General features: G+C 41.7%; 20 protein-coding genes. 10 read left to right on the plus strand and 10 right to left on the minus strand.

Annotation, left to right across the window (positions count from 1 at the left end):
• From AAEU31_RS10890 to AAEU31_RS10905, 4 genes are all read left to right on the plus strand, one after another.
• Positions 1 to 1,314 carry an ABC transporter permease gene (locus AAEU31_RS10890; RefSeq protein WP_062564569.1) on the plus strand — a complete coding sequence of 438 codons (1,314 nt, stop codon included), beginning with the start codon at positions 1 to 3 and terminating at the stop codon, positions 1,312 to 1,314.
• A gap of 10 nt (positions 1,315 to 1,324) precedes the next feature.
• Positions 1,325 to 2,530 carry an ABC transporter permease gene (locus tag AAEU31_RS10895; RefSeq protein WP_235404186.1) on the plus strand — a complete coding sequence of 402 codons (1,206 nt, stop codon included), beginning with the start codon at positions 1,325 to 1,327 and terminating at the stop codon, positions 2,528 to 2,530.
• 81 nt (positions 2,531 to 2,611) lie between these two features.
• Positions 2,612 to 3,940, plus strand: coding sequence for a sigma-54-dependent transcriptional regulator (locus AAEU31_RS10900; protein WP_421967218.1), 1,329 nt, complete (start codon positions 2,612 to 2,614; stop codon positions 3,938 to 3,940).
• Positions 3,940 to 5,232: a sensor histidine kinase gene (locus tag AAEU31_RS10905; protein ID WP_421967219.1), complete on the plus strand. Its 1,293-nt coding sequence runs from the start codon at positions 3,940 to 3,942 to the stop codon at positions 5,230 to 5,232. The genes AAEU31_RS10900 and AAEU31_RS10905 overlap by 1 nt, the downstream gene beginning before the upstream one ends.
• A 77-nt stretch (positions 5,233 to 5,309) precedes the next feature.
• On the opposite strand, the gene AAEU31_RS10910 is transcribed toward AAEU31_RS10905, so the two are convergent.
• Positions 5,310 to 5,648: a Grx4 family monothiol glutaredoxin gene (locus AAEU31_RS10910; protein ID WP_054551536.1), complete on the minus strand. Its 339-nt coding sequence runs from the start codon at positions 5,646 to 5,648 to the stop codon at positions 5,310 to 5,312.
• A 263-nt stretch (positions 5,649 to 5,911) separates the two neighbouring features.
• Here AAEU31_RS10910 and AAEU31_RS10915 point away from each other — a divergent pair, with 263 nt between their 5' ends.
• From AAEU31_RS10915 to AAEU31_RS10935, 5 genes are all read left to right on the plus strand, one after another.
• A complete protein-coding gene (locus AAEU31_RS10915) occupies positions 5,912 to 6,493 on the plus strand; it encodes a superoxide dismutase (RefSeq protein ID WP_054551537.1) in 582 nt (193 codons plus the stop codon).
• 239 nt (positions 6,494 to 6,732) lie between these two features.
• A complete protein-coding gene (locus AAEU31_RS10920) occupies positions 6,733 to 8,655 on the plus strand; it encodes a PrkA family serine protein kinase (RefSeq protein ID WP_135924231.1) in 1,923 nt (640 codons plus the stop codon).
• A gap of 26 nt (positions 8,656 to 8,681) precedes the next feature.
• Positions 8,682 to 9,968, plus strand: coding sequence for a YeaH/YhbH family protein (locus tag AAEU31_RS10925; protein WP_421967220.1), 1,287 nt, complete (start codon positions 8,682 to 8,684; stop codon positions 9,966 to 9,968).
• Positions 9,969 to 9,988: 20 nt separating this feature from the next.
• The gene (locus AAEU31_RS10930) at positions 9,989 to 11,503 is read left to right on the plus strand and encodes a SpoVR family protein (protein WP_421967221.1); all 1,515 of its coding nucleotides are present in this window, start codon (positions 9,989 to 9,991) and stop codon (positions 11,501 to 11,503) included.
• A gap of 5 nt (positions 11,504 to 11,508) precedes the next feature.
• Positions 11,509 to 12,390, plus strand: coding sequence for a universal stress protein (locus AAEU31_RS10935; protein WP_135924228.1), 882 nt, complete (start codon positions 11,509 to 11,511; stop codon positions 12,388 to 12,390).
• 32 nt (positions 12,391 to 12,422) lie between these two features.
• Here AAEU31_RS10935 and AAEU31_RS10940 read toward each other — a convergent pair whose 3' ends face one another.
• Together AAEU31_RS10940 and AAEU31_RS10945 are read right to left on the minus strand one after the other, a co-directional pair.
• Positions 12,423 to 13,385, minus strand: coding sequence for a sensor domain-containing diguanylate cyclase (locus AAEU31_RS10940; protein WP_135924227.1), 963 nt, complete (start codon positions 13,383 to 13,385; stop codon positions 12,423 to 12,425).
• A gap of 3 nt (positions 13,386 to 13,388) precedes the next feature.
• A complete protein-coding gene (locus tag AAEU31_RS10945; RefSeq protein ID WP_135924226.1) occupies positions 13,389 to 14,393 on the minus strand; it encodes a response regulator in 1,005 nt (334 codons plus the stop codon).
• Positions 14,394 to 14,598: 205 nt separating this feature from the next.
• Between AAEU31_RS10945 and tpx the strand changes: the two genes are divergently transcribed.
• Entirely contained in the window at positions 14,599 to 15,180 is a 582-nt protein-coding gene (gene tpx, locus AAEU31_RS10950) for a thiol peroxidase (RefSeq protein WP_135924225.1), read from the plus strand.
• A 75-nt stretch (positions 15,181 to 15,255) separates the two neighbouring features.
• On the opposite strand, the gene adk is transcribed toward tpx, so the two are convergent.
• The 7 genes from adk to AAEU31_RS10985 form a co-directional block, all read right to left on the minus strand.
• A complete protein-coding gene (adk, locus tag AAEU31_RS10955; protein ID WP_036967590.1) occupies positions 15,256 to 15,900 on the minus strand; it encodes an adenylate kinase in 645 nt (214 codons plus the stop codon).
• Between the two features lie 180 nt (positions 15,901 to 16,080).
• Entirely contained in the window at positions 16,081 to 17,994 is a 1,914-nt protein-coding gene (htpG, locus tag AAEU31_RS10960) for a molecular chaperone HtpG (RefSeq protein ID WP_421967222.1), read from the minus strand.
• A 160-nt stretch (positions 17,995 to 18,154) separates the two neighbouring features.
• Positions 18,155 to 18,763: a recombination mediator RecR gene (gene recR / locus AAEU31_RS10965; protein ID WP_054551546.1), complete on the minus strand. Its 609-nt coding sequence runs from the start codon at positions 18,761 to 18,763 to the stop codon at positions 18,155 to 18,157.
• A 10-nt stretch (positions 18,764 to 18,773) separates the two neighbouring features.
• A complete protein-coding gene (locus AAEU31_RS10970) occupies positions 18,774 to 19,100 on the minus strand; it encodes a YbaB/EbfC family nucleoid-associated protein (protein WP_036967566.1) in 327 nt (108 codons plus the stop codon).
• Between the two features lie 59 nt (positions 19,101 to 19,159).
• A complete protein-coding gene (gene dnaX, locus AAEU31_RS10975; protein WP_421967223.1) occupies positions 19,160 to 21,619 on the minus strand; it encodes a DNA polymerase III subunit gamma/tau in 2,460 nt (819 codons plus the stop codon).
• A gap of 3 nt (positions 21,620 to 21,622) precedes the next feature.
• On the minus strand, positions 21,623 to 22,168 hold the full coding sequence (gene apt / locus AAEU31_RS10980; RefSeq protein ID WP_421967224.1) for an adenine phosphoribosyltransferase: 546 nt from the start codon (positions 22,166 to 22,168) through the stop codon (positions 21,623 to 21,625).
• Positions 22,169 to 22,319: 151 nt separating this feature from the next.
• Positions 22,320 to 22,442, minus strand: a complete 123-nt coding sequence (locus AAEU31_RS10985; RefSeq protein WP_254907726.1) for a hypothetical protein — start codon at positions 22,440 to 22,442, stop codon at positions 22,320 to 22,322.
• Positions 22,443 to 22,477: the final 35 nt, after the last annotated feature.

Below are 22,477 nucleotides of genomic sequence, written 5' to 3' on the forward strand. Positions count from 1 at the left end.
ATGTTCCTTCATTATTTAGATTTAAGCTGGCGCAGCTTTAAGCGCACGCCACTAGTAAGCTTTTTAATGGTGCTGGCTATTGCCATTGGTATTGGCGTAACCATGACAAGTTTATCTGTGTATCACATGATGTCGGCAGACCCTATTCCTGAAAAAAGTAGCGATCTTTACTCTGTGCAGTTACAAACCATGGATGAAGGCCGTACGTGGTGGACAGTCGATAACATGCCACTGCAATTAACCTATCAAGATGCGGTTAATCTTAACCAGGCCAAAGCTGGTGGCAAACGTGTCACTATGGTTAGAACGGGTTTTTCGGTTTATTTAGACTCAGATAAAGTTAAACCTTTTATTGGTCAAGCCCGTCTAACCACCCCTGATTTTTTCGATATGTTTAACCTATCGTTTATTTATGGTGGGGTTTGGAGCGCGCAACAAGAAGCCGATGCAGCACCTGTCGTGGTTATCAATAAAGAATTAAACGACAAACTATTCGCAGGTGAAAACCCCGTAGGCAAAATGGTGTACCTCGATGATGCTAGTTACGAAGTCATTGGCGTGATTGATGATTGGGATATCACTACTAAATACTATGACTTGAATAACGGTGCATTTAATAAAACCGAACAACTATTTTTACCATTTAGCCTAATGAAAGCACGCCAGCTTGAAAACTGGGGTAATACCAATGGTTGGAAGCACGAAAAAACCAATACCTTTAATGACAAGCTCAATTCAGAAATGGTGTGGTTACAGTTTTGGGTTGAACTAAAAACACCTGCAGAAAAGCAAGCTTACCAAGACTTTTTAATGGCCTATATGCAAGAGCAACAGAAGCTAGGTCGTTTTAACCGTGAAAAATTAACCGCCACCTTACGCGATGTAAATGAGTGGATGAAGTACAACAATGTTGTCAGCGAAGACAACGAAATTCTAGTTGGCCTAAGCTTTATGTTTTTAGCGGTATGCCTTGCCAACATCTTAGGCTTGTTACTTGCGAAATTTTTACGTCGCGCTCCTGAGGTCGGTGTACGCCGTGCATTAGGTGCCAGTAAACGCCAAATATTCTTTCAACATATTGTTGAGGTAGCCATGTTAGGTTTCTTAGGTGGCATCTTCGGAATTATTTTGGCGCAAGTGGGGTTATTAGGCGTACGTCAAAGCTATAGCTACTACCAAAGCTTAGCCACAATGGACTTGAGCATGTTACTCAGCGCACCTGTGATTGCAATTAGCACCTGTGTGATAGCGGGTCTGTACCCTGCTTGGCTGGTGTGTAAAACCAACCCTGCTATTTACCTTAAGAGCCAATAAGGAAGACACCATGTTAGAAATCAAACCTATCTTTCACGCCTTATGCCGCTCAAAAGTTGGCGCTATTTTATTACTGATCCAAATTGCCATCACCACTGCAATTGTTAGTAACGCGGCGTTTATTATTCAAGACAGAATTAGCTATTTAAGCCAAGAAACAGGCTATCCTGAACAAGACATTTTTGTTTTTAATGTCATGATGTTTGGCAAAGATGTGTCTCCGTCTCAGCAATATGAGCTTGATGAAGCCATGCTTCGTCAAATACCTGGGGTAGTCGATGCCGCTTATTCAAGTAACACACCGCTTTCGGGCAGTGGTTCTTCGTCAGATTTTAGTTTAAAGCCAGCACCTGAAGAGAGTAAATCAGCACGTAGCTCTTACATGTTTATCGATGAGCATGGCATTAATACCTATGGCGTTAAACTCATTGCTGGGCGTAACTATACCGAAGACGAAGTGATCGTAACCGATAACTATGATGAGCTTTCAAAAGTAACAGTTGTCACTAAAACCCTACTCGATGAGCTGTTTCCTGACGGCAATGGTTTAGGTCAAACTGTCTATTTTGGTGACATTCCAATGAAAGTGATTGGTGTTGTCGAACTAATGAAAGGCCCATGGCTTAAAGACAGCCGTCCAGATAACGTAGCACTGCTGCCTTTTATTAAGCCTGGAACAAATGCACGCTTTGTAGTTAGAACGGAGCCTGGTCAACGTCAATCAGTTATGAACCGTGTTGAAGAAGCCATGTTAAAAAACTACAACAAACGCGTTATCTCTCGCATTCGTGGCTTAGATGACGATAAAGAGTCATACATGGCTGAAGATACATTAATGATGCGCATGCTGATTGTACTTATTACTATTTTAGTGTTGGTGACAGCCCTAGGTATTTTCGGCCTAACGCTGTTTAATATTAGCAAGCGTACAAAGCAAATTGGTACTCGCCGCGCTTTAGGTGCCAGAAAGTCAGCCATTATCAGCTACTTCTTAGTTGAAAACGCCATGATATGTGTTGTTGGTTTAGTGATTGGCGTGATTGCTGCCGTGTATTTAGGCCAGTTACTCATGCAGCACTTCTCAATTGCTCAGCTTGATATTAGCTACGTGCTTGTAACAGCACTTGCTGTTTTCGTCATGAGCTTATTAGCGGTACTTGCACCTGCAAAACGGGCTGCGAATATCTCACCGAGCATTGCAACTCGAACCATTTAGTTCTCCCAACCTATGCTACACTGGATTAACAGTGTAGCATTCATCTTGCACCCTTATTAGGACAATAACTAAAACAATAATATGGAAAAAATACTTATCGTCGATGATAACCCAGCCATTTTGGATGCGTTATCGTTGTTACTCGAAATTCACGATTTTGATGTTGTTACGGCAAGCAACCCTTTTGAGGCAATTCAGGCCGTACAATACCAACGCATTGCACTTGTTATTCAAGACATGAACTTTACCGCCGACACCACTTCAGGCGAAGAAGGCAAAGCACTTTTCTATGCCTTACGAGACATTAATCCTCACCTTCCGATTATTTTGATCACCGCATGGACAGAGCTTTCTACTGCTGTTGAACTTGTCAAAGCAGGGGCTGCTGATTACCTGCCAAAACCATGGGACGATGCCAAGCTACTTACTTGTGTAAATAACCTAATAGAGCTGGGTAAAGCAAAACAGCAAAACGAAACCTTTACCCGCCACCAGCAAGAACGTGACGCATCTGTGCAACAAGCAAATTTAGTGGGTTTGATATATAAAAGTACCGCTATGGAGCACATTGTTAATCTTGCGATTCAAGTTGCTAAATCGGATATTTCGGTGCTGATCACAGGCCCTAACGGCAGCGGTAAAGAACGCATTGCACACATAATTCAGGCCAATTCTTTATTAGCAGATAAACCCTTTATCACTGTTAATGCCGGCGCTCTGCCTAGCGAGCTTATTGAGGCTGAGTTATTTGGTGCAGAAGCTGGCGCCTATACAGGCATTACCAAACAGCGCATTGGTCGTTTTGAAGCGGCCGATGGTGGCACCCTATTTCTAGACGAAATTGGTAACTTGCCACTTTCTGGGCAAATGAAGCTATTACGCATTTTACAAACCGGTGAATTTGAGCGCTTAGGTTCAACACAAACGCGTAAAGTGAATGTTAGGGTCATTTCAGCAACCAATGAAGATTTAAGCCATGCAATTAAAACAGGTCAATTTCGTGAAGACCTTTACTACCGCTTAAATGTAATTGAGTTAAATTTACCAAGCCTAGCTCATCGCCCTGATGATATTTTAGCTTTGGTCGCACACTTTTTACCTGAGCGCACCCTGTCGTTAAGTACAGAAAAAGCCCTGCTCGCCCATAGTTGGCCGGGGAATGTTCGTGAGCTTGAAAATGCCTGTAAACGCGCTGGCGTTTTAAAACCCACAGGGGTGATTGAGCTTGCTGATTTTGGCTTACAAGTTGAAACAAACAGCCCATCACAAACAAGAGCAGAGCCTAACAAACAAGAGATTGAACTTGCCATGCGCGAGTACAAAGGTGTGATTGCTAAAGTGGCTCGCCATTTTGGCTTAAGCCGCCAAGCACTTTATCGCAGGCTTGATAAATTTAAGATTGAATACTAATGCGTTTTTCGTTTCGATATAAAATCATAACCCTATGCATGACCGCGTCTGCATTGCCACTTATGTTGGTTTGTTACTTTGCGGGTATAAGCTTGTTTTACAGCCTATTAGCCCTGCTCGCTTGCGCTTTGATCAGCGGACTTTTTGCCGCGCAATTATCAACCCCGCTTATTGATGGCATGAACTCACTCGAAACCGGGTTGCTTAATTTTAAAGATGGTGAGCTGGCTACATTATTAGCCTATGATGGCAGTGATGAGCTAGGTGATTTATGCCGGCTTTATAACCAAACCGCAAAACAGCTTCGCCAAGAAAAACAATGGATATATCAGCGCGAGTTGATGCTCGACAAAGTATTACAAAGCTCGCCACAAGCTGTGCTTTTGACTAACGACCAAGGCTTTATTGTGTATAGCAACCACAGTGCTCGTAGCTTACTCGATGCTAAGTCAGCCCTTGAAGGTGCCAAGCTCGAAAACTTATTAGATTCAAGCTGCGAGCAATTAACGCGTGCCATTCACAAAGGCGTTGATGGCTTATTTACCCTCGATAAAGCAGATCAAGAATCACAAACTTGGCATATGGCAACAGGCCGATTATTACTTAATAATCAGTTTCACCAACTATTTGTATTTAAACAGCTGACACGCGAACTAAGCCGCCAAGAAGTAGAGGTATGGAAAAAAGTCATTCGTATCATTAGCCATGAGCTTAACAACTCACTAGGGCCAATGTCATCTATGCTTCATAGCGCGCAACTATTAACAAAAGAAGTCGACGAGCCACGCTTAAAACGGGTATTTACCACCATTGAAGACCGCATAAAACACCTTAATGAGTTTGTACAAGGCTATGGCAAATTTGCTAAGTTACCCACCCCTCAACTGTCGACGATTAACTGGCCGACACTGATTGAGCAATTAAAAAGTCAGTGGCAGGTTAAGGTATCACTTGATGAACGTGTAACAACTGACGCTGATCATACCCAACTCGAGCAGTTACTTATAAACCTATTAAAAAATGCCTATGAATCCGGTTCAAACCCAGAAGATGTCAGCTTAACTGTGCAACAAGAAACAAGTGGCACACACATCACAGTGAGTGATAAAGGCAAGGGTATGAGTGAGGCTGTAATGGCCAACGCACTAATTCCCTTTTACTCAACCAAAGCAACTGGCAGTGGTTTAGGTTTAGCACTATGCAGAGAAATAGTTGAAGCGCACCACGGGCAAATTAGCCTACATAACCGTGAGCACGGTGGTTTGAGTGTGCATGTTTTATTACCCGGGTAATACCACCGCTTACTAATCTTAAGCGAATGGCTATAAAAAAAGCCGCAATCAGCGGCTTCTTTCTACACTAAATATAATTATTCAGCGTCTTTTTCTTTGTACTTTGCAGCTGTTTCAGTGATTAGTGGCTGTAATTCACCACGTTGAAACATTTCGATGATAATGTCACAACCACCGATAAGCTCGCCTTCTACCCATAATTGTGGGAATGTTGGCCAGTTTGCGTATGCAGGTAACTCTGCACGGATATCTGGGTTAAGTAGAATGTCAACGTAAGCAAACTGCTCACCACATGCCATAAGTGCTTGTGATGCTTGTGAAGAAAAACCACAGTTAGGTAACTTTGGTGATCCTTTCATGTAAAGAAGGATTGGATTTTCAGAAATTTGCTGTTTAATTTTATCGATGGTTTCCATTTACAACCTCAAAAAAGACATTAGCTTACTACATTGGCCTTGAAAAAGTTTCACAGTGGCCTCAGATATATAACTTAAATCGGCATTCGTAGCCACAATTTAAAATAGTCTTTAGCAATAGCATTGCTGTTTGCTAAAACTTGAGTAAAATACTCAACAATTATAGTAACACTATAATACCACTTGGTATAGGGAAGTACGCTGTTTACCTTGCTATTACCTATAACTGAGTGGACTATCAACCAAGAAGATGGAGATAAAAAATGGCATTTGAACTACCGTCACTACCATACGCAATCGATGCATTAGAGCCACATATTTCAAAAGAGACTCTAGAGTTTCACCACGGTAAACACCACAACACTTACGTTGTGAAATTAAACGGTCTGATCCCAGGCACAGAATTCGAAAACAAATCTTTAGAAGAAATCGTATGTTCTTCAGAAGGTGGCGTATTTAACAATGCTGCACAAATCTGGAACCACACTTTCTACTGGAACAGCCTATCTCCAAACGGTGGTGGCGAGCCTACAGGCGCAATCGCTGACGCGATCAACGCTAAATGGGGTTCTTTCGACGCATTCAAAGAAGCGTTAAACGACAAAGCAGTAAACAACTTCGGTTCAAGCTGGACTTGGTTAGTTAAACTAGCTGATGGCACACTTGATATCGTAAACACGTCAAATGCTGCAACGCCATTAACTGATGAAGGTGTTACTCCAATCCTAACTGTGGATCTGTGGGAACACGCTTACTACATCGATTACCGTAACGTACGTCCTGATTACCTAAAAGGTTTCTGGGCATTAGTTAACTGGGACTTCGCGAACGCTAACTTCGCTTAATCTTCTGTTACTAACAGTAATCAAAAAAGACGCTTCGGCGTCTTTTTTATTGCCCTTCGCACGCCCCTTCTGACCCGCAGCCAACCACTCACCCAAAAAGCCTAATCAGGATGAGCTTTTTTCAATTAAATTCTTAATTTTCTTGCGCAAAAATTCAAAATCGTGACTAAGCTTTAATTAACCTTTGCTTTTCTCTTAATCTAATTACACGTCATTTTAGCGGGTTTTCGGAGGTCTCTATGAGTATTTTTGAGCATTACCAATCACGATACGAAGCAGCGCAAGAAGAAGAATACAGTATTGAGGAATTTCTCGAGATCTGTAAGAAGGATAAATCAGCTTATGCCAGCGCACCTGAACGGTTATTGATGGCTATTGGCGAGCCTGAAATTATCGACACATCAACCGATGCGCGCTTAAGCAGGCTGTTTTCAAATCGCGTAGTTGCACGCTACCCGGCATTTCACGATTTTTATGGTATGGAAGATGCCATTGAGCAAATCGTCTCTTATCTAAAACATGCTGCGCAAGGTTTAGAAGAATGTAAGCAAGTGCTGTATTTACTTGGCCCTGTAGGGGGTGGTAAATCATCCATTGCTGAAAAACTAAAATACTTAATGCAACAAGTACCTATTTATTCAATTAAAGGCTCGCCTGTTAACGACCACCCTTTAGCCTTATTTGATCCAAATGAAGACGCCGAGCTTTTAGAAAAAGAATATGGCATTAAACCGCGTTATTTAAAAACGGTGATGTCACCGTGGGCTGCAAAACGCTTAAGTGAATTTAATGGTGACATTAGCCAATTTAGAGTGGTTAAGCGCTACCCATCTATTTTAAATCAAGTTGCGATTGCTAAAACTGAGCCCGGCGATGAAAACAACCAAGACATTTCAGCGCTCGTTGGTAAAGTCGATATTCGCCAGCTTGAGCACTTTGCACAAAATGACCCAGATGCGTATGCCTACTCCGGTGCACTTTGTTTAGCTAACCAAGGTTTAATGGAGTTTGTGGAAATGTTTAAAGCGCCAATCAAGGTGCTACATCCACTACTTACAGCAACGCAAGAAGGTAACTACAACGGCACAGAAGGCATTAGCGCCCTACCGTTTAATGGTATGATTCTGGCTCACTCTAATGAATCTGAGTGGCAAACATTCAAGAACAATAAAAACAATGAAGCATTTTTAGACCGTGTTTACATCGTCAAAGTACCTTATTGTTTACGTGTTTCTGAAGAGGTTAAAATTTACAATAAACTACTCGAAAATAGTGAGTTACATGACGCCCCTTGTGCACCCGGTACATTAAAAACACTGGCGCAATTTACCACCCTTTCACGCATGAAAGAGCCTGAAAACTCAAGCATTTATTCAAAAATGCGGGTATATGACGGCGAAAGCTTAAAAGACACCGATCCGAAAGCGAAGTCGTATCAAGAATACCGCGACTACGCAGGTGTTGATGAAGGCATGACAGGGCTTTCTACCCGCTTTGCGTTTAAGATTCTGTCGCGGGTATTTAACTTCGATACTACCGAAGTGGCTGCCAACCCTGTGCACTTATTTTATGTGCTTGAGCAACAAATTGAGCGTGAACAGTTTTCAGCCGATGTTGAAGAGCGTTACTTAAGTCACTTAAAAGGCTACCTCATTCCTCAATACGTAGAGTTTATTGGTAAAGAGTTACAAACGGCCTATTTAGAATCTTACTCAGAATACGGGCAAAATATCTTTGACCGTTATGTCACCTATGCTGATTTTTGGATCCAAGATCAAGAATACCGTGACCCAGATACCGGCCAGCTATTTGACCGTGCAGCACTTAACGCAGAGCTTGAAAAGATTGAAAAACCTGCGGGAATTTCAAATCCGAAAGATTTTCGTAATGAAATAGTCAATTTCGTACTGCGTGCACGCGCGCACAACCAAGGCAAGAATCCGCTTTGGACTAGCTACGAAAAACTTCGCACGGTTATTGAGAAGAAAATGTTCTCAAATACAGAAGATCTCCTGCCGGTTATTTCGTTCAATGCGAAAACATCAGCTGAAGATCAGAAAAAACACGAAGACTTTGTCAATCGTATGGTTGAGAAAGGCTATACCCAAAAACAAGTACGTTTACTTTCTGAATGGTATTTACGCGTTAGAAAATCGCAGTAAAAAACGTTTGTTTTAAGGGGGTTGTTATGGCGCATTTTATTGACCGACGCCTGAACGGAAAAAACAAAAGTACCTTGAATCGTCAACGGTTCATCAGGCGTTACAAAAAACAGATTAAAGAAGCGGTATCTGATGCAATTAATAAGCGTAGCGTAACCGATACCACCAGTGGTGAGAGTATTTCTATTCCGCAACGTGATATCAGTGAGCCTATTTTTCATCAAGGACGTGGTGGTGACCGTGAACAGATCCATCCAGGCAATGACCAATTCTCTACGGGCGACAAAATTAAGCGCCCGCAAGGAGGCGGCCAAGGTGGTGGCTCTGGCGAGGGTGAAGCCAGTGATTCTGGTGAAGGACAAGACGACTTTGTGTTCTCTATTTCGAAAGATGAATACTTAGACTTATTGTTTGAAGATCTTGAACTGCCTAACCTGCAACAAAACCAGCTCGATAAACTGGTGCAAATGAAAACCCATCGAGCCGGTTTTTGTAACGATGGCATGCCAAGCAACATTGATATTGTGCGCTCTTTACAGGGCTCACTTGCGCGAAGAGTTGCAATGACTGCTGGCAAAAAGCGTCATCTTGCTGAACTTGAAGGTCAATTAGCGCTTTTAAAAGCCGAAGAACAGCCAGATAAAGCGGCTATCGCTTTGCTTGAACGCCAAATTGAGGAGCTGCAAAGTCGCATTAAAGCAGTGCCATTTATCGATAACTACGATTTACGTTTTCGTAATTATGAAAAACGGCCACACCCCACAAGCAAAGCTGTCATGTTTTGTTTAATGGATGTGTCCGGCTCGATGGATCAAGCGACTAAAGACATGGCAAAACGCTTTTATATTTTGCTTTATCAATTTTTAACCCGTAGCTACAAAAATATAGAAGTCGTTTATATTCGCCATCATACCCAAGCGAAAGAAGTCGATGAGCAAGAGTTTTTCTATTCTCAAGAAACGGGTGGCACCATCGTCTCCAGCGCATTAAAACTGATGAACGAAATCATCGCTGAACGCTATAACCCTGAAGAGTGGAATATATACGCAGCGCAAGCGTCTGATGGCGACAACTGGGCAGATGACTCACCAAATTGTGGAGAAATTTTACGTAACAAGCTTCTAAAAGCAGTACGCTACTATGCGTATATTGAAATCACAGCCCGTGCTCACCAAAGCTTATGGCGAGAGTATCAATCAATAGCGCAAACCCACGACAACTTTGCAATGCAACATATTCGTGGCGTTGAGGACATTTACCCAATTTTCCGTGAATTATTTAAAAAGAATCGTCAGCAGCAAGGCGCCGCATAGCCTTGCGAGTGAGGTAAAGTATGGCCGATAAACGTATTAGCGACGGTCCTGATTGGACATTTGATTTATTAGCAGAGTATCAAACTGAGATTGAACGGGTCGCGAAAATTTATAAACTCGATACCTACCCGAATCAAATTGAGGTGATCACTGCAGAACAAATGATGGATGCCTATTCGAGTGTGGGTATGCCAATTGGCTACAGCCACTGGTCGTATGGTAAAAAATTCATTCAAACTGAGCAAAACTATAAACGTGGGCAAATGGGTCTTGCTTATGAGATTGTTATTAACTCGGACCCGTGTATTGCCTATTTAATGGAAGAAAACACACTGCCAATGCAAGCCTTGGTAATGGCCCACGCCTGCTATGGTCACAACTCATTTTTTAAAGGTAATTACTTATTTAAAACTTGGACTGACGCCAGCTCAATCATCGACTACTTATTATTTGCAAAAAACTACATTGCCAAATGCGAAGAAAAATATGGCATTAATGAGGTCGAGAATCTCATCGACTCATGCCATGCATTAATGAATTACGGTGTGGATCGCTATAAGCGCCCACAACGTATTTCGCTTTATGAAGAACAAAAACGCCAGCAAGAGCGCGAAGATTACTTACAATCACAAGTGAATGAGCTGTGGCGCACTATTCCTACCTCGCAACAAGAATCTAAAAAACGTGAGCGCCGTTTTCCTGAAGAGCCGCAAGAAAATATTTTATATTTCATCGAAAAAAATGCCCCATTACTTGAATCATGGCAGCGTGAAGTAATCCGTATTGTGCGTAAAATTTCGCAATATTTTTATCCGCAAAAACAAACTCAAGTGATGAATGAAGGCTGGGCAACATTCTGGCATTACACAATTTTGAACCATCTGTATGATGAAGGTAAGCTCACTGATTCCTTTATGCTCGAGTTCTTACAAAGCCACACCAATGTTGTGTACCAACCGCCTTACAACAGTAATTATTATTCAGGGATTAATCCTTACGCCCTTGGTTTTAACATGATGGTTGATATTCGCCGTATTTGTGAAAATCCGACCGAGGAAGATAAAAGATGGTTTCCGGAGTATGCCGGCAGTGATTGGTTAGAGACGCTGCACTTTGCAATGCAAAACTTTAAAGACGAGAGCTTTATAAGCCAGTTCTTATCGCCAAAAATTATCCGCGATTTTAAGTTATTTACTATTATTGACCATGAAAAAGAACCCACCCTAAATGTGGGTGCAATTCATGATGAAATGGGTTATCACCAAGTACGTGAAAGTTTATCAGCGCAATACAATTTAAGTTACCACGAACCCAATATTCAAGTTTACGATGTTGATGTTAGAGGTGACCGCTCTTTGACCTTACGCTATGTGCCACATAACAATATCCCCTTAGCAAACTCAAAAGATGAAGTATTAAAACACCTTTACAGGTTATGGGGCTTTAAGGTAAAACTGGAACAAGAGTCTTCAACAGGGGAAGTGTCACTACTGGGAGAATGCCCAAAAAGTGATGCCCGACACACTACAGAGTGAACCGAATGAATAAAAAGTTACTGGTTATCATCGATTCTGTCGACGATGCAAAAACGTCGTTATTACACGCTAAACAAAAAGCTAAAGGGGTTAAGCATATTGATATTGTTGCTTTTAGCTATGAAGACACCAGTAGCATTTTATTTTCTCTTCCGCCAGATGAAGCTTTGGCTATTCAAGATAAAGAGTTAGCGAAACTGCGTACTTCATTAAGTCCGCTAATTAATGACTATTTAGAAGTCGGTAGTTACACATTGCAAACACTGTGGCACGAGAGCCCCGTGCAGTGGCTGGCTAACGAAGTGACCACCTCAGATTATGAGATGGTAATTAAAACTCGCCATATTGATGAACAAACGCAATTTAGCGAGCTTGACTGGCAGCTTATTCGATTTAGCCCGCTGCCTCTTTACCTAGCTGCTGACAACAAGTGGCGTAACAATACCAATGTACTCGCCGCGCTCGATTTAGGCAGCGAGAAAGCCACAAAATACTGTTTAAATGAAGCAATTATAAAAACCGGCCTTGCCTTCGCAAAGGATTATCAGAGCGAATTTTTTGCCTGCTATACTGTCCATGTGTCGCCTTTCTTGCGAGATTTAGGGATTGTTTTTTCTGATGAGCAGGTAACTAATGCTTATGAAAAATTACCGGTTGCGCAACGTGCACTAATTGAAGCTCATAATTTAAAAGAGCAACTCAAGATTAAAGCTGGGGTGGTTGAACAAGTTATACCTAGTGTCGCCGCAAAACTTAATGCTGATTTAGTAATTATGGGGTCAGTGGGTAACACGGGCATAAAAGGGCATTTAATCGGTAATACCGCTGAGAAGGTCATGAAACTGTTAAAAACAGATATTCTCGTATTACCACCAATTGGAGTGTAAAAAAGGGCGAAGTTTCGCCCTTTTCCGTTAAGTTATAAATCTGAATACGCTGTAACTTTATTACGGCCGTTTTCTTTAGAGTGATATAAAGCTTTATCTGCAGCTTCAACCCACTTTTCATAACGATCGAACTTTTCGTCAAAACAAGCAAAACCAATACTGACGGTTAATTGAATTTGTTTTTCCCCAAAATAAATTGACGAATTCTCAATCATTGAACGCAGACGTTCAGCAAAAATGTGCGCACCATCGAGATCAGTATCCAGTAAAGTTACTGCAAACTCTTCGCCACCATAGCGACCTGCCAAATCAGTTTCACGTAATGTTTTTCTAAGTAAATCAGCAATGTGACGCAGCGCTTCATCACCGCCACGGTGACCGTGTTCATCATTGACCTTTTTAAAGTGGTCAATGTCAAACATTAATAAGGTACTGCAGCCGCCACTGCGTACGATACGCATATACTCTTTACGCAGTTTTTCTTCCCAATATCCCCTATTCGTTAATTTTGTAAGGGCATCAGTTCGACTCATTTGCTCAAGCTTACTATTGGCTTCTTCTAACTCTTTTTTATTTACCGCTTCATCGGTTACATCATAAATAATGATACAGATATGAGACACTTCACCAGTGGTCGTGGTTAAAGGAATAAAGGTGGCATTTTGATACATATGATCCGCTTTACCAGTAATTGGGCGGTAATTTTTAAAACGGAAAATATAAGGCTGCTGCTCCCAGATAGTAAAAGAGCGATTATTTAAAATGAACACTGACTCTGATTTACTACGGAACCACTTCTCGTCTATTGATGGAAACAAATCAAACAAATCTTTGTCTTTCACTGCACTTGGTAACAAGCCTGAATGGTTTTCCATAAACCCATTCCAAATGCAGACTTTGTAGTCCCTATCAAGCACCACAAGACCTACATCAACAGTATTAAACATATCCATTAACCAATGGAGTTCATTCATATTAAAATCAGATGCAGGCATAGTTTAATCTTCTAGTAAATAAGCGACTTTGTATTTTAAGGTTTTGAGCGAATCCTCAGTAAATAGCAGCATTAAATCACAATTAATATTATGATTTTCGATGCCATAGCTGATCTCAATCGCCAGCGTTCGTTGCCAGCGAGATTTATTAGCCTTTACCAAATCAGACACATCACAATGTTGACCCAGAACCACAGGGTGCCCTTGACTAAAGCGCATATCAAGCTGCTTTGAAAGACCACTTAAAATAGCCCCGATCAGAATATTGCTCACATCCATTAGCAACTCAAGCTCAATCTTGTTGTTAAGCTCACCTTCGTAGTTCATGAGTGACGCAATTTCTTTAAAGCTTGAGTCATTTAACAGCAGCAAAGCTTCACCAGAAACACCGCCGCCTATAAAGCCTTGGCAAACCCCAGAGGTAGTCGCATTGGCATCAATAGAACGCAGTGCCATGTCTAGTTCATTAACTTCTAGGATATTAACATTCGGGATAGGCAACTTTACAAACACATTCAGTAAGCGTGCAAGCAAGTCCCCTGCTTGTCCCATTGCAACATTGGTAAGCTCTTGATAGATATCACGTACATCGGGGTCAACTTGTTCGCCCAGCCGGTGTGATAGACGCTCACGCATGGCTTTGTCTTTAATACCATGATGTTCAATGATATTAGCAAGCTTTTCTGCAGAGCAAGGTTTTTGAATAAAATCAATGGCGCCTAACTCAAGCACACGTTGATGAGCATTAGGTTGGATATCACCTGAAACAACCACAGTAAGCACATGAAGATCTTGGTCTTGAATGGCTTGAAGTACTTCATAGCCATCCATTTCAGGCATATTTAAATCAAGAAATAGTATTTCAGGCTGAATTTTTTTGATTTGCTCAATACAGTGCACACCGTCTTCAGCAAACTCAATTTTAATATCCCAATCATCGGGTAAAGAGCGCGCTAATTGCCGACGAGCTAACTTTGAATCATCACAAACTAATACCGATGTTGACATATACTCTCTCTAAACCCACACTTTTTTACTAGCCATCTTTAAGAGTGCTAACTTTATTCTTATTTTAATTCATAAAAAATAGCGGCACGGACACATGTTAATCAAACTGCTCGTTTTTTACAATTTTAAATTAGAGTAAACCTTGGAGCAATTAGATGAGTATAATACACTCAGCTTAAATGCGTTAATTTGAAGGAATTATATTATGTTACGCCCACTTATTTTTGCACTCAGTGCAGTTTGTACGTTTAGTTACGCAAATGACTTACCAGAAAATAGTCTTGATGCTGGTAAGGTATCAGCTCAGTCAAAGCCAGTTACCCTACTAGGACAAGGAGTTGAAGTCGGTCAAAAGGCACCTAATTTTAAAGTAGTAGATGATAGCTTTACACCTGTCACACTAGACAATTATCAAGGTCAAGCTGTTTTGCTTAGCGTTGTACCAAGCTTGGATACGGGGGTGTGTAGCATTCAAACCAAACACTTTAATGAAAAAGTAGCTGCTGAGTACCCGAACATAGCTATGCTCACATTAAGTGCTGATTTACCGTTTGCACAAAAACGTTTCTGTAAAGCAGAAAATATCGACAAAGTCGTCACCTTATCTGATTCTGTATGGCGTGACTTTGGTAAGAACTACGGCTTGATTATCAAAGATATGGGCTTATTAACTCGTGCAGTATTTGTGCTCGATAAAGAACATAACATCGTTTACAAGCAACTAGTCGATAACCTCTCAAAAGAGCCTGATTATGACGGTGCTATTGCCGCATTGAAGAAACTGTAATATCAGAATACAGTTAAACAGATACAAAAAAACCGCCCTGAGGCGGTTTTTTTATTAATGAATCTAAAAGGTTAATTAACCTAATAGCTCACCAAGTTGTTGGCTAACAGCTTCAACAGCTTGGGTACCGTCTAGTTTATGGTACTGAGTGTTGCCTGCTTTTGCTTCAGCTTGGTAGTAATCAACTAATGGCTTAGTTTGGTCGTGGTAGATACCTAAACGCTTACGTACTGTTTCTTCAGTATCGTCATCACGAATGATTAGGTCTTCACCTGTGATGTCATCTTTACCATCAACTTTAGGTGGGTTATAAACTACGTGATAAACACGACCAGAACCTGGGTGTACACGACGGCCGCCCATACGCTCAACGATAATTTCGTCTGCAACGTCAAATTCAATAACGTGATCAACCACCACACCATTCTCTTTCATTGCATCAGCTTGAGGAATAGTACGCGGGAAACCATCTAGTAAGAAACCTTTTTCGCAATCTGGTTTAGCGATACGCTCTTTAACTAGACCAATAATAATTTCATCAGATACTAATTGACCTGCATCCATTACTTTTTTAGCTTCAAGACCAAGTGGTGTACCTTCTTTGATTGCTGCACGCAGCATATCGCCCGTAGAAATTTGTGGAATACCGTATTTGTCCATCAAAAACTGAGCTTGAGTACCTTTACCTGCACCCGGCGCGCCCAAAAGAATAATGCGCATATCATTGTCCTCTGTGTGATACTAATCTTAAATTATGGTCGATCAGTGGAGTTTTGTTCTTAGAGCCTGAATTCTTCCACAACTGAGGCTATACCTCAAGTAACTTATACCAATTGCCTATATTAGCAGCAATAAAAAAGGGAGCACTGCTCCCTTTTCCAACTCATTCAGCTAAAACGCTTATTTGCTTAAATCTAGCATAAGCTTGTTCAAGCGAGTTACAAAGCCAGCAGGGTCTTTTAGAGTACCGCGCTCTGCTAATAATGCTTGGTCAAGCAGGACATGTGACCACTGGCTGAACTTGTCTTCATCTTGCTCAACGTTTAAGTGTTTAACAAGCTGATGCTCTGGGTTAAGCTCAAAAATAGGCTTTTGCTCAGGCACAGTTTGACCTACAGATTCCATTAACTTTTGCATTTGTGAACTCATATCGTGTTCATCGGCAACAACACATGCTGGAGAATCAGTTAGACGGTGCGTAAAGCGCACATCTTTCACGCTGTCGCCAAGTGCTGACTTAATACGTTCAACTAGACCAGCTACTTCTTTTTCTGACTCTTCTTGCGCTTTTTTGGTTTCTTCGTCATCCATGTTGCCTAAATCTAAGTCACCACGGGTAATTGACTGGAATGATTTTTCGTTGAACTCTGTTAAGTAGCTCATCATCCACTCATCAACACGGTCGCTTAATAGCAATACTTCAATGCCTTTCTTACGGAAGATTTCTAAGTGTGGTGAGTTTTTCGCTGCAGCAAATGAGTCAGCAACCACATAATAGATCTTATCCTGCTCTGGCTTCATACGTTCGATGTATTGTTCAAGCGATACATTTTGCGTGCTTTCGTCAGTATGTGTAGAAGAGAAACGCAGTAGCTTAGCAATGGCTTCTTTATTTGCCATATCCTCAGCTGGACCTTCTTTTAACACCTGACCAAACTCGTTCCAGAACGTTTGGTAATCTTCTTCACGGTTTTTCGCCATACGCTCAAGCATTTTAAGTACGCGTGATGTACAACCTTTACGGATCGCTTGCGTTACTTTGTTGTCTTGTAAAATTTCACGCGACACGTTAAGTGGTAAGTCGTTTGAGTCAAGTAGACCTTTCACAAAGCGTAAGTAACTTGGCATAAACTGCTCTGCGTCATCCATGATGAAAACGCGTTGCACATACAGTTTTAAACCAGTTTGACGGTCACGATTCCATAAATCGAATGGTGCTTTTTTCGGGATGTATAACAAGCTAGTATATTCAGTTTTACCTTCAACCTTGTTGTGAGCCCAGCTTAGTGGCTCTTCCCAGTCATGACCAATGTGCTTATAAAACTCTTTGTACTCTTCATCTTTTACTTCTGACTTATCGCGAGTCCAAAGTGCAGTTGCGCGGTTAATACCTTCCCACTCGCCCGGCTGCGTTGGGATTTTCTCACCATCAGGACCTTCAGATTCAGGTACTTCTGCTTTATACATTTCAACTGGAATAGAAATATGGTCTGAGTATTTAGTTACGATGCTACGTAAACGGTACTCATCAGCAAATTCTTTCTCATCTTCACGTAAGTGTAGAATGATTTCGGTACCGCGTGTTGGCTTGTCAATCTCTTGTAATGTGTACTCGCCCTCACCTGCAGATTGCCATTCAATACCTTGGCTTTCACCTGCTTTACGAGTACGCACGGTTACTTTATCTGCAACGATAAATGCAGAGTAAAAACCAACACCAAATTGACCAATCAATTGTGAATCTTTGCTTTGATCGCCTGTTAGGTTTTGGAAGAATTCTGCTGTGCCTGATTTTGCAATGGTACCCAGTGAATTGATCACATCTTCACGGCTCATACCAATACCGTTATCAGTAATGGTTACCGTGTTTGCTTCTTTATTTGCACTAATACGTACTTTTAGATCTGCATCGTTTTCGTATAAATCGCCATTAGAGAGCGCTAGGAAACGTAATTTATCTGCTGCATCTGACGCGTTTGATACCAGCTCACGTAGGAATATCTCTTTATTAGAATAAAGAGAATGAATCATCAGGTTTAATAGTTGTTTGACTTCTGTTTGAAAGCCTAATGTTTCTTTTTGTGCTGCAGTCATTGTGTAAATCTCCAATTAACAAAGTGTCTAATCTGCACTATGACTCATATATGGGGTAGGCTTTTGGAACTTCAAGGCAAAAAATTAAATTAGCGGGTAAATTCGGGGGCTAACTACAAAAAAGCCTGCATAAAGCAGGCTTTTGATACCATATCAGGTATTAGTTTTGATTTACGGCGCGTCGTCCGCTAAATGCGTGCATCAGCGTCATACCATCGAGTAAGTCTAGCTCACCACCAACAGGGACACCGTGCGCAATACGAGATGCACCTACCTGGTACTTATGACAAAGCTCAGCAATATAGTGAGCTGTTGTTTCACCTTCAACACTTGGATTGGTTGCGAGGATCACCTCATTAATACCGCCTTGTTGCAACTTACTTTCAAGGATATCAAGGCCAATTTCTTTTGGTCCTATACCATCAATTGGCGACAAATGACCCATTAAAACAAAGTAAAGCCCTTGATATTGACCGGTTTGCTCAATAGCGAGTACGTCGGTTGGTGATTCAACCACACACAGTAAACCACTATCTTGGCGTTTAACACTTGAGCAAATATCGCACACAGCTTGCTCTGTGAAAGTGCGACAAGATTGACAATGCCCTACTTCATCCATTGCTTTGGTTAATGCATGGCCAAGTTGCTTACCACCTTGACGGTCACGCTCAAGCAAATGAAAAGCGATACGCTGTGCCGACTTTGGGCCTATGCCCGGCTGGCATCTTAGCGCTTCAATTAGTTGTGTTAAACTAGGAGATAGTTGCATACAAGATCACTTAGAATGGCATTTTCATACCTGGTGGTAATTGCATACCGCCAGTTACTTTACTCATGCGCTCTTGTGTTTCTTCTGCAACACGACGTACTGCATCGTTACACGCTGCCGCTAGTAAATCTTCGATCATGTCTTTGTCGTCTTCCATTAGGCTTTCATCTAATTCAACACGACGTACATTGTGGTTACCAAGCATAGTTACTTTCACTAGGCCTGCACCTGCTTCACCTACAACTTCAAGGTTTGCGATTTCTTCTTGGGCTTTTTGCATGCGCTCTTGCATTTGCTGCGCTTGCTTCATCATGTTACCCATTCCACCTTTAAACATAACTGTCTCTCTTTCTAAACTACTTTAATTGGCATGAAGATAAGGGCTATTGCAACTAATTACAATGCCTGAATACTGTTTTCATCGATTATAGCGCTAAATAACTGCTGAAATTGCACTATATTTTCATCGCTATTTATTACATCAATCGCTTGTTGATGACGTCCCGCATCAATTTTTTGTTGAATCAAATACGGTGAATCAATTACGCCATCAGCAAACTCGATACTAAGCTCTACATTATGACCATAAATTTCACTTAATGCAGCATTGAGCTTTTGTCTAAGCACTGCGCTGTCTAAATGGCGCTGTGATGAGTCAACTTCAATATGTAACTGATTATTCTGCTTGGTAAAGATTGAATGCAGCGCAAATTGGCGCATGCGGCCACCAAGTCCCATACGCTTTATTAAATACGCCCACTCGTCTTGTTCGTGTGCAAATTTAATACTGCTGATCGGGCTTTCAAAATCATCTGGAACCGGAATACTGGCTTCTTCAGCTACTGGCTCTGGCACTTTTTGCGGGTTAATTTGCTCAAGCAATTCAGGCGCTAGGTTTTCAGTGATTGTTTGATGCTTTTCTCGAAAGTCGACTTTTTTTACTTTATTACTGCTCTCCCCCGTTTGCTGGGGGATGGGCTTTTTTACTTCAGCAGCCATTGCTTGCTGCTGAGGCTGAATATTGGTCGTGGCTGTGCTTTGTTGCGCTGGCGGTTCTAATGTTGGCTTAACTTCGGGCTGTTGTTCTGCTTTAACATTCGTTTGCGTTGCCGCACCACTTAAGCGACCAGCACCTGAGATATTGCGGTCTTGTAAAATACGAGCAATGGCCGATTGCGCCTGACTTTGCTGTTGTTGCAATTGTACGGGTGCAGTTTGCTGTTGCTGAGGCGCAGGTGCTTCATTTGCGCTAAAGCCCTGATCATAAGCGCTATTCATCACATCATCATATTGCGCAGCAAGTGATGAATCCATTTGTGCATCGTACTCATCCATATAGTCTTGCGAAGAATAGTCAGATGTAGAGTACTCTGGTGAAGAATAATCAGCTGCTGGAATGTGCTCTGAGCTACTCTGCTGTTGTGGCGCTGGTTTGACTTCAGTTTCAGCTGGCTGAGCGGGTTGCTGAGGCTGTTGATTAACATTAGGCTGCTCTACTGCTGTTGCTTCAACTTGCTGAGCAGGCTCATGGCTATGTGCTGTTTCTGCTTTGGCTGCTTGAATAGGCTCGGCTTCAACAGGTTCAGCTTGTGTTGGCTGAGGCTCTGAAGGCACAGAAGTTGTATGCTCTGAACTTTGTGCTACTGATACTTGCTCTGAAGCTGCTTGCTCACGTTGCGCCGTTGATTTTTTTAAAATATCACGTAGTGCACCAGCACCACTTGGTTTAACCTGCTGCTGGGTATTCGTTGGTGTTTGGCTTTGTGCAAATTGCGTTGGTTGAAATGCGAGCAGTCGCAACATGATCATTTCAAAACCAAGCTTAGCATCGGGTGCCCATTGCAAATCCTTTTTACCATTTAATAACAACTGGTAATACACCTGCATTTGCTGTGCATCAGTTGTTTGTGCCACTTGCTCAATAAAATCACGGTTAGTCTCATCAAGTGCCGCTGCACTAGGCACGAGTTGCACAAGCTGAATAAGGTGCGTCAGGGCGATTAAATCGTCGAGCAAGGCTACAAAGTTAGGGTTTCGGCTAACCACTGCTTTTACTTCTTGAAGTAATGCATCGCCATCTTGGCACAGTAACGCTGCTAACATGGTTTGGCTATATTGGGTATCCATTAAGCCAAGCATAGTTTGCACTGCTTGATGATTAATATTGCCATTGGTTTGCGCAATTGCTTGGTCTGTAAGACTCAGTGCGTCACGCATACTACCATCAGCTGCTTTCGCTAAAATTGACAGCGATTTATCATCAAAACTTAGCTGTTCTTGATTAAGAACATGGGCAAGCTGATCATGAATTTCTGATTGCGACAAAGCATTTAAATTAAACTGTAAGCAACGCGATAAAATCGTCACGGGCAGTTTTTGCGGATCGGTTGTCGCTAATAAAAACTTCACATGCTCTGGTGGCTCTTCCAATGTTTTTAGTAATGCATTGAAACTATGCTTTGACAGCATGTGAACTTCGTCGATTAGGTATACCTTGTAACGACCACGTGTTGGCGCGTATTGAACGTTATCAAGGATTTCGCGGGTATCTTCTACTTTGGTACGTGATGCCGCATCGATTTCTAACAAATCAATATAACGACCAGCTTCAATGTCAGTACAGCTTGAACATTGGCCGCACGGCTCAGCAGAGATACCCTTATCGCAGTTGAGGCTTTTTGCGAATATTCGTGCGATGGTTGTTTTACCCACCCCACGAGTTCCAGTAAAGAGATAGGCATGATGGAGTCTGTTTTGTGTTAATGCATTAACCAATGCCTGTTTAACATGAGACTGCCCCACTAACTCGTGAAAGGTTTGTGGTCGCCATTTCCTTGCTAGAACCTGATAACTCATTAATTATTCGCCTTCGAATTCAACCAACTTTAAGATTTTGATGCCCATATCAGCAACACGTTGTTCACCACCAAGCTCAGGTAAAGATACAACAAATGCGGCATCCGTTGCATTACCACCCAGTTTTGCAACTAATTTTGCTGTTGCTTCAATTGTGCCACCTGTGGCAAGTAAGTCATCTACTAATAACACTTTATCACCAGAAACGATAGCGTCTGTATGAAGTTCAAGCGTATCTTCACCATATTCTAATTGGTAGTTTTGTGAAATCACTTCGCGAGGAAGTTTGCCTGGTTTACGAACTGGAATAAATGGAATACCAAGAGCATAAGAAAGTGGCGCACCAAAAATAAAACCACGAGATTCAGTACCAATGATTTTAGTAAAACCTTGGTCTTTATATTCCGCAATAAAGCTGTCTATCGTTGCTTTAAATGCCTCAGCGTTAGCCATTAAAGTTGTTACATCGCGGAACATAATGCCCGGCTTAGGGTAATCAGCGATCGTTGCAATGCTCTGTTTGATGAGCGTTGAAGTTGCTTGAGTCATAATTATACTGCTCAAAAAGTTTATCTAACAAAGCTCGAGAGTATAACATCACCTTAGTGGAAAGTCGGTAGCAAGTTTCGAAATTAATCACCTAACTACAACAAAAAAGGCTGCATGGTGCAGCCTAGTGTCTTAAATTTGCTTACGCAGATTAAGATAAAGATGTGATCCAACCCAGAATAGCGTTAAGACAGCCAATGCCACCGAATACAGCTAAAAACGCAATGAAATAAGTTGCATTGAACGGATCTTTAAAGTCTTTATCATTCGACATAGTTACTACCTTTATTTAAGCACGACAAAATAAGG

Origin of the sequence: Pseudoalteromonas thalassia, from assembly GCF_049257215.1 — a bacterium.
GTDB classification, from domain to species: domain Bacteria; phylum Pseudomonadota; class Gammaproteobacteria; order Enterobacterales; family Alteromonadaceae; genus Pseudoalteromonas; species Pseudoalteromonas lipolytica_C.

Excerpts from the sequence above, each read along its gene's own strand:
- AAEU31_RS10890 (WP_062564569.1), top strand. The coding sequence starts at position 1 with ATGTTCCTTCATTATTTAGATTTAAGCTGGCGCAGCTTTAAGCGCACG.
- AAEU31_RS10895 (WP_235404186.1), top strand. The coding sequence starts at position 1,325 with ATGTTAGAAATCAAACCTATCTTTCACGCCTTATGCCGCTCAAAAGTT.
- AAEU31_RS10900 (WP_421967218.1), top strand. The coding sequence starts at position 2,612 with ATGGAAAAAATACTTATCGTCGATGATAACCCAGCCATTTTGGATGCG.
- AAEU31_RS10905 (WP_421967219.1), top strand. The coding sequence starts at position 3,940 with ATGCGTTTTTCGTTTCGATATAAAATCATAACCCTATGCATGACCGCG.
- AAEU31_RS10910 (WP_054551536.1), bottom strand. The coding sequence starts at position 5,648 with ATGGAAACCATCGATAAAATTAAACAGCAAATTTCTGAAAATCCAATC.
- AAEU31_RS10915 (WP_054551537.1), top strand. The coding sequence starts at position 5,912 with ATGGCATTTGAACTACCGTCACTACCATACGCAATCGATGCATTAGAG.
- AAEU31_RS10920 (WP_135924231.1), top strand. The coding sequence starts at position 6,733 with ATGAGTATTTTTGAGCATTACCAATCACGATACGAAGCAGCGCAAGAA.
- AAEU31_RS10925 (WP_421967220.1), top strand. The coding sequence starts at position 8,682 with ATGGCGCATTTTATTGACCGACGCCTGAACGGAAAAAACAAAAGTACC.
- AAEU31_RS10930 (WP_421967221.1), top strand. The coding sequence starts at position 9,989 with ATGGCCGATAAACGTATTAGCGACGGTCCTGATTGGACATTTGATTTA.
- AAEU31_RS10935 (WP_135924228.1), top strand. The coding sequence starts at position 11,509 with ATGAATAAAAAGTTACTGGTTATCATCGATTCTGTCGACGATGCAAAA.
- AAEU31_RS10940 (WP_135924227.1), bottom strand. The coding sequence starts at position 13,385 with ATGCCTGCATCTGATTTTAATATGAATGAACTCCATTGGTTAATGGAT.
- AAEU31_RS10945 (WP_135924226.1), bottom strand. The coding sequence starts at position 14,393 with ATGTCAACATCGGTATTAGTTTGTGATGATTCAAAGTTAGCTCGTCGG.
- tpx (WP_135924225.1), top strand. The coding sequence starts at position 14,599 with ATGTTACGCCCACTTATTTTTGCACTCAGTGCAGTTTGTACGTTTAGT.
- adk (WP_036967590.1), bottom strand. The coding sequence starts at position 15,900 with ATGCGCATTATTCTTTTGGGCGCGCCGGGTGCAGGTAAAGGTACTCAA.
- htpG (WP_421967222.1), bottom strand. The coding sequence starts at position 17,994 with ATGACTGCAGCACAAAAAGAAACATTAGGCTTTCAAACAGAAGTCAAA.
- recR (WP_054551546.1), bottom strand. The coding sequence starts at position 18,763 with ATGCAACTATCTCCTAGTTTAACACAACTAATTGAAGCGCTAAGATGC.
- AAEU31_RS10970 (WP_036967566.1), bottom strand. The coding sequence starts at position 19,100 with ATGTTTAAAGGTGGAATGGGTAACATGATGAAGCAAGCGCAGCAAATG.
- dnaX (WP_421967223.1), bottom strand. The coding sequence starts at position 21,619 with ATGAGTTATCAGGTTCTAGCAAGGAAATGGCGACCACAAACCTTTCAC.
- apt (WP_421967224.1), bottom strand. The coding sequence starts at position 22,168 with ATGACTCAAGCAACTTCAACGCTCATCAAACAGAGCATTGCAACGATC.
- AAEU31_RS10985 (WP_254907726.1), bottom strand. The coding sequence starts at position 22,442 with ATGTCGAATGATAAAGACTTTAAAGATCCGTTCAATGCAACTTATTTC.